Annotated in this window: 10 protein-coding genes; 5 read left to right on the top strand and 5 right to left on the bottom strand. The window is 44.8% G+C overall.

Annotation, left to right across the window (positions count from 1 at the left end):
- Positions 1–18 precede the first annotated feature (18 nt).
- From MKX41_RS28790 to MKX41_RS28780, 3 genes are all read right to left on the bottom strand, one after another.
- Positions 19–1593, bottom strand: a complete 1575-nt coding sequence (locus tag MKX41_RS28790) for a DUF3502 domain-containing protein (protein WP_042185012.1) — start codon at positions 1591–1593, stop codon at positions 19–21.
- Between the two features lie 75 nt (positions 1594–1668).
- The gene (locus MKX41_RS28785; RefSeq protein ID WP_197071264.1) at positions 1669–2565 is read right to left on the bottom strand and encodes a carbohydrate ABC transporter permease; all 897 of its coding nucleotides are present in this window, start codon (positions 2563–2565) and stop codon (positions 1669–1671) included.
- A gap of 28 nt (positions 2566–2593) precedes the next feature.
- Positions 2594–3529 (bottom strand): ABC transporter permease, encoded by a 936-nt coding sequence (locus MKX41_RS28780; protein WP_231573385.1) that lies wholly within the window; start codon positions 3527–3529, stop codon positions 2594–2596.
- Between the two features lie 535 nt (positions 3530–4064).
- On the opposite strand from MKX41_RS28780, the gene bglX reads away from it, so the two are divergent.
- The 4 genes from bglX (at position 4065) to MKX41_RS28760 (ending at position 9072) form a co-directional block, all read left to right on the top strand.
- On the top strand, positions 4065–6224 hold the full coding sequence (gene bglX, locus MKX41_RS28775) for a beta-glucosidase BglX (protein ID WP_042185005.1): 2160 nt from the start codon (positions 4065–4067) through the stop codon (positions 6222–6224).
- A gap of 30 nt (positions 6225–6254) precedes the next feature.
- Positions 6255–7223 carry a metallophosphoesterase family protein gene (locus MKX41_RS28770; protein WP_340974192.1) on the top strand — a complete coding sequence of 323 codons (969 nt, stop codon included), beginning with the start codon at positions 6255–6257 and terminating at the stop codon, positions 7221–7223.
- Positions 7224–7416: 193 nt separating this feature from the next.
- Positions 7417–8169 (top strand): 3'-5' exonuclease, encoded by a 753-nt coding sequence (locus MKX41_RS28765; RefSeq protein ID WP_149646390.1) that lies wholly within the window; start codon positions 7417–7419, stop codon positions 8167–8169.
- A gap of 126 nt (positions 8170–8295) precedes the next feature.
- Positions 8296–9072 (top strand): MerR family transcriptional regulator, encoded by a 777-nt coding sequence (locus tag MKX41_RS28760; protein WP_340974189.1) that lies wholly within the window; start codon positions 8296–8298, stop codon positions 9070–9072.
- An 81-nt stretch (positions 9073–9153) separates the two neighbouring features.
- On the opposite strand, the gene aroD is transcribed toward MKX41_RS28760, so the two are convergent.
- Together aroD and rbsK are read right to left on the bottom strand one after the other, a co-directional pair.
- Positions 9154–9918, bottom strand: coding sequence for a type I 3-dehydroquinate dehydratase (aroD, locus tag MKX41_RS28755; RefSeq protein WP_340974187.1), 765 nt, complete (start codon positions 9916–9918; stop codon positions 9154–9156).
- A 45-nt stretch (positions 9919–9963) separates the two neighbouring features.
- Positions 9964–10878, bottom strand: coding sequence for a ribokinase (gene rbsK / locus MKX41_RS28750; protein WP_340975120.1), 915 nt, complete (start codon positions 10876–10878; stop codon positions 9964–9966).
- Positions 10879–11155: 277 nt separating this feature from the next.
- Here rbsK and glgP point away from each other — a divergent pair, with 277 nt between their 5' ends.
- The gene (gene glgP / locus MKX41_RS28745) at positions 11156–12772 is read left to right on the top strand and encodes an alpha-glucan family phosphorylase (RefSeq protein WP_340974185.1); all 1617 of its coding nucleotides are present in this window, start codon (positions 11156–11158) and stop codon (positions 12770–12772) included.
- Positions 12773–12958 lie beyond the last annotated feature (186 nt).

Raw genomic sequence — 12958 nt, 5'->3', positions numbered from 1 at the left:
TACACCTTTTAACGTTCTTTAGTTCACTGGAACAAACTCAGCCAATTGCTTTTCTACTTCGGCAATAACCTTGTCAATTCCTGCTTTTTTCAGTTGCTCACGGTAATCCGCTACAGCAGCTTTAGGATCTTTGCTTGTTTTACCAAGCATCAATTGAATACCAAGCTGGGAATTCACGTTGGAGATGGAAGCAATTTCTGTAGTTACATTCGATGGATCAAAGCTAAAGCCATTGTATGGATCATCGATAGCGACTTTATCCCACTCTGCAAACAAGGAGTTACGAATTGGGTTTTCTGTATCCGTAGGAACTACGAATTTGTCGTTACGAAGTGACCAAGCAGCGAAACCTCCGCCGTCCGTTTTTTCGTTGAAGCCTGGAGGCTGCTTTTTAACACCATTTTCCATAACATATTGTTTGCCTTCAATACCGTTTTGGATGAGGTTGTAGTAGCTTTCGTCAGTCATGAACTTCTCGATTACCATCAGAGAGCGCTCTGGATTCTCGGAGCTCGTGCTGATTACAGTCGAGTTGTCAACGCCCATCTTACGTTTGATCTTCTTGTTGGCTTCCGCAAAAGTAAAGAATGCAGTTTCTGCCTCTGGTTGTGCCTTCAAATCTGCACCGTATTGGCCGATCCAGTCCTGAGCATGAGTCAAATAACCTGCGGAGTTTGCTGCTCTGAAGTTATCTTTACTTCCAAGAGTTGCAGACAGCACATCTTTGCCCCAGTACCCTTTATCTGCCCATTCACGCATCTTCACAGCCCAATCTTCGAATTCTTGAGTGTATGCTGGATGGAAGACGGTCTTGTAGTCCTCTGGACTTTTCGTCACAAGATTCAGTTCATTCAAAGATATACCAGGTGCGTTAAGCCACATTCCTGTAGTATCTACGAGCATTCTGAACATATTGGCCGCATCTTCAGACTTACCGTTAATTGGTGGGAAGGACTCATTGGCAACAACATTATCCATGTATTTAACCATATCGTCGAGAGTGGTTATTTTTTCCATGCCATATTTTTTCAGCAAGTCTACACGATAGGCATAACCATTCGGTGTATATTCGCTATAAAGACTCGGAACACCATAGATTTTACCTTTGTATTTAGTATTTTCCCATACACTAGCAGGAATTTCTGCCTTCAGCTTAGGAGCAACTTTATCGAGCATATCGGTAAGGTCCACTAGAGCGCCTTCACTAGCCAATGTGAAATAGGATACTGGTGCTCCAGGAGATGCATGAGACATATCAAACTGCTCACCAGAAGCAAATAGCAACGGATATTTCGTATTGATATCCGGCCAGTCAATATACTTCACTTCAATTGTAGCGTTAAGATCAGCCTTAAGCTTTTTGTTAATCTCAGCAAGAATCGCCTTATTTTGAACGCCTTCACTGCCCCACAGGTAGTAAACCAACTTAGCTTCTTTAGAAGTATCTACTCCTCCTGCATTCGTTGAAGCTTCTGGTGCCTTCGTAGCTGCCGGATCATTACTTGCCTCGTTGTTCTTCGATGAACAGGCTGTCAATGCCCCAGTAAGCATGAGTACAGCAATTAAAGAAGACGCAATTTTTTTACCTTTCATTAGGTAAGCCTCCCTTTTCTTTTCTATTTATGAATTGCATTTATAATAAACGTGCCTTCGAAAAGGAGACGTCCATTAACCCTTTACAGCCCCAACAGTGAGGCCTGTTACGAAATAACGCTGTACAAATGGATAGAGGAGAATAATTGGCCCGGTGGCTAGCACAGCTGTAGCCATCTTGATGGATTGCGTTGGAAGATCAGCCGTATTGATAACTGCCCCCGAATTGATTAGTGTACCGAGATTCGTCTGATTGACCATTCGCTGCAAAAAGTATTGGAGTGGATATTTCGTCGGGGAGTCCATATATAACATCCCGTTGTACCACTCATTCCAAAAGCCTATCGCCGAGAAAAGCCCGATGGTAGCTAAGGAAGGAACCGCCAGCGGAATAAATATCCGCCAATAGATATGGAAGTCGCCAGCACCGTCAATGGTAGCAGATTCATATAAGGAATCCGGAATCGCCTTCATGAAATTACGCATCAGGAAGATCGACCAAGCGCCAACTACAGCCGGTAGAATCATGGCAAATAAGTTATCTTTCATATGCAGGTGCTTGACCATCAGGATATACGTTGGAATCAAGCCACCGCTGAAGAGTGTCGTAAAGTAAATTAGAAAGGAAAAGAAGTTGCGATACTTGAAATCCTTGCGGTTAAGCACGAAGCCAGCCATCGACATCATGAACAGTCCAAGGACCGTACCCACTACGGTTATAAAAATAGTGATCTTATAAGCATTTACCAATTGCGTAGAGTTGTTAAATAACAATTCGTAAGCCTTAAATGAAAATTCCTTAGGCAGCAGCTTGTAGCCTTCACGGACAATTTCCTGCTCGTTCATGAACGATGAGGAGATCATTAGTGCGAAGGGAAATACACAGAACAGTGCAAAGATACTAATGCAGATATAGCTAATCACTTTTATGATAATACTTCCCGAATCCTGTTTGATTTTTTGAGTTTCCATATTCATCACCCCTGTTTCGTGTCTGGTTTTAGAACAATGCGCTGTCTGGCTCGACCTTGCGTACAATAAAGTTAACTACTAGCACCAGAATCAGGCCAAACATGGATTGGTAGAAGCCCACAGCGGCGCCCATAGAGAAGTTGAATTGTCCCACCAGTGAACGGAAGACATAGGTATCGATAATATCCGTCTGCGGATACAGCACCGAGTTCGTACCGATCAGATTATAGAAAAGGTCAAAGGAGCCCTTGAGAATTCCACCCATACCAAACAGTAAAAGCAGAATAAAGGTTGGCTTCAGAATCGGTAAGGTCATATAACGGATCCGCTGCCAGGTAGTGGCTCCGTCCATATAAGCAGCCTCGTACAGATCATGATTAATCCCTGTGATCGTTGCCAGATAGACAATCATTCCATATCCGGTAGCGGCCCAGATCTTGAAGGCTACAATGATATATTTCCATATGCCTGGATCAGAATAAAACTCGTAACGGTCTAGCCCCATTCCGGTTAGCATCGTATTGATGAACCCGGAATTGAAATTGAATATATTGTAGGCAAACACACCGACGATAACCATAGAGATAAAGTAAGGTAGGAGAATAACGGATTGAGACACTTTCTTGAACCACTTGCCCGAGATCTCCGAAAGCATAATGGCAAACACAATTTGAATAATGTTACCCAGAGCTAGGAAGACGATGTTGTAGAGCAGTGTATTCTTGGTAATATTCCACAGATCGCCATTCTGAACCAGAAATTCGAAGTTTTTCAGACCGATAAAGTTACTTCCGAAAATACCCTTATTGAGCTTGTAATCTACGAATGCGACGTAAGCGCCAGGCATTACCGCATAGTGAAAAATAATGAAGTATAGGATTACAGGCAGCAACATTAGAAAAAGCACTTTGTTCTTAATGACTTCCCGGACAATATTTCCACCCGCAAGCTTAATTCTTGCCAATGAGCCCACCTCCAATTTGAAAGATGCATTTCATCACATGCATAACTTAGCTTCCTTTCTTGTCCCGCAACCAGCTTGAAACTGATTGCTCATCCTTTATGATAAAGCGTATCGGATGATATAGAAACGTTTCCATAATTTCTTTGAAACTCCCTGTACGAAAATCATACTCCCTAGATGTATGCGCTGTCAATTCATTTTATTTTTGTTTTTCTAGTAATAAAAATCACATTTTACAACCTAAATATAATGAATCGGCCGATTTTGCGAAGATAATTGACTTTTTATGGTCTTCGGACTAAGATCGATATGTATCGTTAATGGAAACGTTTCTATCTGTTCTTTCATAGACATGTCAGTCTTATATATGATGTCTGACAATGAACTCCCCGTTCTTATCTATTGCATGTCTCATCCAATTATATTTATCTGCGTGTGCACTGCGGCGAACTCAAATAGCAAGCGCTTTCTTATTGGTATAGCACATCTATTTGTCACAATAACTTTCAATGCGCTCACGAGGAAGGTGTTAACCATGACTAAACTGTTTATCCAAGATCTTGTGAACGATATGACTCTAGAAGAAAAACTGGCCCAATTAACCCAGCTAGGCCCTCACTATTGGGGTTTGGATGATACCGTAGATTTAACCGGTCCATTCAAGGAACTGAACATTAAGCCGCAGGTAATGCAGAACATCGGAAGCGTTCTGAACGGCATTGGAGCCAGGAATGTGATTGATCTACAGACCCGGCATTTGCAAGCCAGCCGTCAGAAAATCCCCTTACTCTTCATGGCGGATGTGATTCATGGTTACAGAACGATCCTACCGATCCCGCTTGCGATAGGTTGTAGCTTTGACATGGAGGCCTGTGAAAGGTTCGCTGAAATTGCAGCCAAGGAGAGCGCAGCTGCCGGTATTCACCTCACTTTCTCGCCTATGACGGATCTTGTACGCGATCCGCGCTGGGGACGAGTGATGGAGACATCCGGTGAGGACCCTTATCTGAATGCTCGTGTAACTGAGAGCATGGTACGGGGCTATCAGGGCAAAGACCTAAAAGAAAAAGGTCGTATCGCTGCCTGTGTGAAGCACTTCGCCGGTTATGGCGCTCCCGAAGGCGGTCGAGAATACAATACGGTGGATATGTCCCTCGGCGTATTACGTGAGTTCTATCTACCAGCCTATAAAGCTGCTGTAGATGCTGGTGTAGCCATGGTGATGGCCGCATTCAATACGATTGATCGTATACCTGCAAGCGGTAATTCCAAACTTCTCCGCGGGATTCTGCGTGAGGAATGGGGCTTCGATGGCGTTACCATCGCCGATTTCAATTCCGTAAATGAACTAATCCCTCATGGCGCTGCCGAAGATGGTCGTGAAGCAGCTGAGAAAAGTCTGGCTGCCGGACTAGATATTGAAATGATGTCCACCCATTATCTAAACCACGGCGCTGCTCTCGTCGAGGAAGGCAAGCTTGATATCTCCTTGATTGATGAAGCCGTTATCCGGGTGCTAGAACTCAAGGACGCTCTCGGCTTGTTTGACAATCCATTCAAGGATGCAGATCCACTAGTAGATGAGGCGCCCACGCCGAGCGCGGAGAATTTACAAGCTGCGAGAGAGCTGGGTGCAAGCTCAGTGGTGCTGCTGAAAAATGACAATAACGCTCTGCCCCTGAAACACGGTATGAAGATTGGATTGGCTGGTCCCTTCGCTACCTCTATTCATGTGCTGGGCGGCTGGTCTGGAACGGAAAAAGACCCGGCCGTATCACTCTACAACGGCATTTCTCAAAAAACATCTGCCGCGGATATTATTACGGCCATGACTGGTGAGCTGGGAAGCATGCTAGAGGGTGTTTTTGATGTGGAGGATGAAATCGAAGAAGCCTTTCAGCGCCTAAAAGATTGCGATGTAATTCTCGCTGCTGTCGGTGAGAATCAGCAGGATACCGGGGAAGGCGGAAGCAAAACCAATCTGCGCTTGTCGACCAATCAGGAGAAGCTGATCTGGCGTCTGAAAGATACCGGCAAAAAGATTGTTACCATTGTATTTAGCGGCCGACCACTGGAACTAAAGCCTGTTCTTGAGGCCAGCGATGCTCTACTGCAAGCCTGGTTTCTGGGAACAGAATCCGGAAATTCATTAGCTGATGTGCTGTTCGGAGATTATAATCCGTCCGCTCGTTTATCTATGAGCTTCCCTTACTCTGTTGGTCAAATTCCTGTTTATTACAATGCCTATCAGACGGGACGTCCCTATGATCCCCTATATCCGAATGTGCGTTATGTAACCCGATATCTGGATTGCCCTAATGACCCTCTTTTCTGTTTTGGCTATGGTCTGAGCTATTCCAGTTTTGATTACAGCAACTTCAATGTTGATGCTAAGGGTCGGATTGTTGCCTCCATTGAGGTGGAGAATACTTCAGACATCACCGGCAAGGAAACCGTTCAACTCTATATCCATGATGTTAGCGCAAGTGTCGTACGCCCGGTCAAGGAGCTGAAAGCCTTCCGACAAATTACACTCGCAGCGCATGAGAAACAAGTGGTTTCTTTCGAGATCACTAGAGAAATGCTGATGTTCTACGGAAAAGATGATCAAATGGTCTTCGAACCCGGGGAATTTGATATTATGATTGGTAGAAGCTCCGGAGACCATTTCACCCAGCGGATCTGGATCGGCTAACTATATTAGACAGTAAGGGAGATAACCCCAATGAGACACAGCTTATCATTTCAGCAAGATGGAACCTTGAAAATTGTACAGTTCACTGATCTTCACTGGATGGATGGAAGAGCCGAAGATCAGCGTACCCGGGAACTGATGGAACGTGTTCTAGAAGCAGAACAACCTGATCTTGTGGTCTTCACGGGAGATCTAATTTACACTGCCCCTGTCTCTCCTGGCGAAAAGGCATGTGAAGACCCTGCCCAAGCATTTCGGGATGCTGTCGCTGCTGTAGAAAAAACAGGTACCCCTTGGGCCTTCGTATTTGGTAACCATGATACAGAAACCCTGATTTCCCGCAGTGAATTGATGCAGATAGCATTAGAACATCCCCACTGTCTGGCCGAAGCCGGTCCAGAGGATCTTGAAGGTTCAGGCAATTACACGCTTGAAATAAAAGATCAGGATGGCCAAGCAGCCGCTGTCCTTTATTTTGTTGACTCGGGCAGTTACTCCGAGATGGAGCATATCCCAGGCTACAATTGGATTAACCGGAATCAAATCAACTGGCTAACTGCTGAATCCGCTCGGTTGAATCCTAAAACTGCTAAAAACAGGCTGCCTGCATTGGCTTTCTTCCATATCCCGATTCCGGAATATCGTGAGGTCTGGTCTACACAAGTCTGTCACGGATATAAGTATGAGCGTGTATGCTCACCTGAGGTTAACTCGGGATTATTCTCGGCTTTGCTTGAAATGGGTGATGTGCTTGGCACCTTCTGCGGACATGACCATATCAATGATTTTACGGGCAGCCTGTATGGTATACGTCTTTCCTATGGCCGTGCTACCGGCTACAATACTTATGGAAAAGAAGGCTTTATGCGGGGCGCACGCGTCATCAGACTGACCCAAGGCACCCAAGACTTCGATACCTGGCTTCGTCTTGAAGACGGATCTGTCCTGCTGGAACAGCCAATTCATCAGCCTGAACCTGCTGCCGGTTCAGAACATTAATCGTCTTACTTTATTGTCTGCAATCTTTTTGCTCATTAATAGTTATAAAAAGAACCCGCATAGTGCTGGTTCTTTTTTATGTTCCAATATTAGCTTGTTCCCATACTCCCCATTACATCGCTTTTTTTGTTAAAATAGAGTAGTCGACGTATTAAGTACTACAGCGTCAGTCATGGAACGGAGGCAAGTACCTGTGGATTATATTATTCTGGACATCGAATTCAACGGCCGTAAGTTTGCCAGCGAGCACCCTATGGAGGTCATTGAGATTGGAGCTGTCCGGTTAGACTCTTCATTGCAGTATAAGGATGAATTTTCTTCCTTGATCAAACCCATATATTTCTCCACCCTTAATTCTTTCATTAAGAAAAAAACCGGTATTCCTCAAGAGGAAATCGATATCGCAGCCCGCTTTCCGAAAGTCATCACTGCGTTTAGAGAGTGGCTCGATCTAAGTACGGACGGAGTGCTGCTGCTTACTTGGGGCGGCGAGGACATGAAGCGAATCATTCAGGATGTGCGTATGCACAAAATGGACGATTCCTACTGGATGTCCGCAACGTATTTTGATTTACTGAAGGGTGTGCTGCGAGCTCGTGGCCTAAGCAATGATATCAGTGTCGAAGGTGCGATGGCTTTATTTGAACTTGAACCGTCTGGATCTGCTCACCGTGCGTTGGATGACGCAAAGATGACTTCGGAAATCTTCCGCGCTGTGTTTAAGGATCTGGATTTTGAGCGCTCACAGCATTACGTAGATACCTTTTCTAATGCCAAAGAACGCAAGACGGTCAAAGTCGCCATTAAAGCGATGAACTCACAAAAAATAGTACCTACCTGGGACCTTGTTCTCGAACATTACTTCTCAGACAAAACAACCCTAGCTGATCCTCGCAAATTAGAGGAATTACAAAATTATTTTGCGGCGCAGATGGGTCAAAAATAACTTCAACATCAGCAAATCATAGCAGCGGCAGTCTTCCCAATGATCTTCAGCGGGTAACTGCCGCTGTTTGGGATACGCTAAAAAAACATTTGACCTTCACGCTACGTAAAGGTGTACATTGAATTTGTGGGAGGTGATACTACGGAATACACAGTACAGAAGCTCGCTGAGCTAGCTGGAATCAGTACGCGAACCCTGCGCTACTACGACGAGTTTGGCATTCTTAAGCCGGCGAGAATCAACTCCTCGGGGTATCGTATCTATGGCCGCACCGAAGTAGATCTTCTACAGCAAATTTTATTTTATCGAGAGCTTGGCTTAAGTCTGGAACGTATCAAAGCTATTATGACTGAACCGTCATTCGACGGAGCCAAAGCGCTACGGGAGCATCATGACAAGCTGCTTGAAAAGAGACATCAATTAGATCTATTAATCGCTAACGTCGAACAGACGCTGGCTCACCAAGAAGGGAGAATGACTATGAGTGACGCTGAAAAATTCGAAGGATTCAAGCAAAAGCTGGTAGAGGATAACGAGAAGAAATACGGTCAAGAAATACGGGAGAAATATGGGGACAGCACCGTAGAACAATCCAACAAGAAGCTTAAAGGTATGACTGAAGAACAATATGCGGCTATACAGCAGCTTGAGGAGGAAATGTTCGAGACACTTGTGCAAGCGATGGAGCATGGAGATCCTGCCAGTGTATTGGCGCAAAAAAGTGCTGATCTACACCGCCAGTGGCTCTCCTTCTACTGGGATTCCTATTCCAAAGAGGCACATGCCGGTGTCGCGCAAATGTATGTGGATGATGAACGTTTTACCAAGTACTACGACAAGCATCGCCCTGGACTTGCAGCGTTCCTAAGAGATGCCGTTCACGTATACACGGGAACAAAATAATAAAATAGAAATAGAGCGGCACCGGAAATCCGGTCGCCGCTCTATTTCTATTATCCGGAACCTCACTGATTGCTCTAGCTCCTATAGACTGCGATGCAGCAGTGACAGTACATTTCGCAGCTCAACCACAGCTACCTGTCCAGGCGCAGAGGGCTTATGCGCCGCTCCAAAGGTAAGCGCTGAACCGAATATTTCACCGGCTAGACGACTAATTACCCCTGCTCCCGCCATGGACATTGTAATAATCGGGCGATCTGCATATTGTTCCTTCATGATATGGGTCGCTTCCAGTAAAGTCAGTACATCCCCCGCATTCTGAGGCATCACCGCAATTTTAGGCAAATCCCCGCCAAGCTCCTGTGCCTTGCGTAATCGCGAGATGATCTCCTCTTGAGAAGGTGTTCCATGAAAATCATGATTCGAGATAATGACAGACACGTTATGAGTATGAGCAGTCTCGACTAGTAGCTTTACATCCTGTTCCTCATTGAATAATTCAACATCAATTATATCTACTAGACCACTTTCAGCTGCAGCTATATTCAATGCTATGTAATATTCCGTGCTAACCTGCTTCTCGCCGCCTTCTTTGGCACTCCGAAAAGTAAAAATCAGCGGTAACTCCGGAATTACAGAATGGATTTCTTTTAGTGCTGAATTGACCGCCTCTACGTCTTCAACTTCATCAAAAAAATCCGTCCGCCACTCCACTAAATCGGGACTAAGCTCTTTTAATGATTCGGCTTCCTGTTTCAGTTCAGACAAGGTAGCTCCAATCAACGGAACACATATTTTAGGGATTCCTTCGCCAATGATCACATTTTTAACGATTACTGTCCTGCTCATTATTTCAGCCCCTTATCCAGTCGTCTGCTATAGATTCTGTATTGTTTATTTTACTGCCGATACATGTTTTAGAAACTGTTCAACCTCTGATAACTGCGGCAGCGATGGGATCGCGCCTTCTTTCCCTACAGCCAGTGCTCCAACAGCATTAGCGAAGCTCACTGCCTCCTCCAACGTTTTGCCTAAGACCAATTGCTGGGCTAATGCCCCATTGAATGAGTCTCCGGCAGCAACCGTGTCTATCGCCTTGACCGGGAATCCAGGAACTGACTTAGCGCCTTCAGCATTAACGATCAGTGCGCCTTTAGATCCCAAGGTTACGATCACATTTTTAACACCTTTTTGCAGCAAAATACGGGCTGCCTGCTCAGCAGTCTCTAAACTATCTACAGTCATTCCAGTCAAAATCCCCGCTTCTGTCTCATTAGGTGTCAGATATGATACTTGACCCAGCATCTCGTCTTTAAGCACTCTAGCTGGTGCTGGATTCAGAATGACCGGAATTCCATGACGATGTGCAATGGCAATAGCATGCTCACTCATCGCCAGTTCCATTTCAAGCTGCATCACAATCATCTCAGCCTGGCCGATTACAGTCTCTAACGCCTGTATATCCTCTGCAAAGAGATCAATATTCGCTCCGGGTACAACGATAATCCGATTCTCTCCATCTTCTTCAATAACGATTGAAGCTACACCTGTTGCCTCCGTTTCACTCACTGAGATATGTTCTATATGAATACCTTCTTGCTTAATAATCTCCAGCATTTCGCTTCCAAAGGTATCTTTTCCGACGCTGCCGATCATACTAACTTCAGCACCCAGACGTGCTGCGGCAACGGCTTGATTCGCTCCCTTTCCACCGGGAGATAGAGCAAATGCTTGTCCCATAAGCGTTTCTCCTGCATTCGGTGCCCGGTTCGTACGTACTACCATATCCATATTTAAGCTTCCAATCACAACTATACCCAACTTAAACACCACCAATAATTATTTCTTCAATCTCTTTATCTTAGGGTCTTCTCTTCACTTTATCAATCACTTCCGTTGATTTTGCCCCTAATTGGCTATTTTCACCAAATTGACGTTATGCTTTTGTAGATAAAGTGTGCTAGAATGATGGTGCAATCGCTTCCACAACGATTGTTGACTGTTTTTTGAGCAAACGTTTGCATCGTAGATAATGCCAGCAGCTTTACTGCAATTCAATCTAATCCGTGATTAGGAGGCTTATCAAGTGAACGAACAAAAATTACCATCAGTAGCTTATTTCAGTATGGAGTACGGGTTACATTCCGATTTTAAAATGTATGCCGGAGGGCTTGGAATTCTCGCTGGTGACTACATTAAGGGAGCTAAAGACATCAATGCTCCTATCATCCCTATCGGGCTGAAGTGGAAACAAGGTTATACGGATCAAAAAATTGATGCAAACGGTAATCCATACGACTCCTATCACAATTATGTTTATGATTTTCTTGAAGATACAGGGGTGAAGGTAACTGTAAAAGTCAGAAAGACCGATGTGGTGTGCAAAGTATGGAAGACTGATTATTTTGGCAACAGCACGTTGTATTTACTGGATACGGATATCCCCGAGAATAATGATGCATGGATTACTGGACAATTGTACGGCTGGTTCGGTGAGGAACGGATCGCTCAAGAGATCGTACTCGGGATCGGCGGAGTAAAAGCTATGCGTGCTCTCGGCATTCCGATTGATGTCTATCATTTCAATGAAGGCCATGCAGCCTTAGCAGCCATCGAGCTCATTCGTGAAAAGATGTCCGGAGGCAGCACCTTTGAGGAAGCTTGGAAAGCTACTCGGGAAGAGGTTGTGTTCACTACACATACGCCGATAAAAGAAGGCAACGAAACCCATCCACTCGACCGCCTAGAGTATATGAGTGCATTCAATGGCTTAACCCGCGACCAGATGGAGCGTATCGGTGGCGAGCCGTTCAACATGACGGTTGCCGGTCTACGACTCTCACGTATTTCTAATGCAGTGGCTCAGCTTCATGCGGATACAGCCAATAAGATGTGGAAAGAAGTTGCCGGAAGATCGGACATCATTGGCATTACTAATGCCATTCATACCCCTACCTGGGTAGATGAAAGAATGACACAAGCCTATGAACAAAATGGCGATTTATGGGCAGTGCATAAAGAAATTAAGGGTGAACTGATTGATTTCATAAAAAAACGGTCCGGCATTAGTCTAAATGCTGACAATCTACTCATTGGCTTCTCACGCAGAGCTGCTCCTTATAAACGCAGTGACCTGATCTTCTCGCAGCCGGAAATTATTGAGCCTTATCTGGAGTCCGGCAAAATACAAATCGTCTTCTCTGGCAAAGCCCATCCACTCGATGATAACGGCAAAAAAATCGTCAGCAATTTAGTGGCGATGATGAAAAAATATCCGAAGAGTGTTGTCTTCTTGGAGAATTACGATATGACTATCGGCGCACAGCTGACACGCGGTTCTGATATTTGGCTCAACAATCCCCGTAGACCACTGGAAGCAAGTGGTACCTCCGGGATGAAGGCAGCCATGAACGGCGTATTGAACTGCTCTATTCTAGATGGCTGGTGGCCGGAAGCCTGTATAGATGGCGAGAATGGCTGGCAGATCGGAGACGGCTTCGAGACTACTGACTTCGAGGTTCTGGATAAGCATGATAGTGATGCGCTATACGACACCCTATTGAATCGAGTACTCCCAACCTATTATGAGAATCGTGAACAGTGGGTACAAATGATGAAGAAGAGTATCAAAACCACTCGCACCGAATTTGCCACCAAAAGAATGCTGGATGAATACTATAACAGAATGTACATTAAAAACTAAGTATAGAAAACGGATATTCCTATATCAAAATAGAACAGCGCACCCTCCAGTGATGGTAGAGGTGCGCTGTTTCTTTTTTAACTCTGCTTAGTAATTAATCACTCTATCTATCATATATATCTGAATGGGACGACGATTACCACATACTGTAATGTGTCAAATATTCAAAAAGTGTTGCATTTTCCC

The sequence above is a fragment of the Paenibacillus sp. FSL R5-0475 genome (genome assembly GCF_038004585.1).
In the GTDB taxonomy this organism is placed as follows: domain Bacteria; phylum Bacillota; class Bacilli; order Paenibacillales; family Paenibacillaceae; genus Paenibacillus_AQ.
This window is presented reverse-complemented; position numbering and strand designations above follow the sequence as displayed.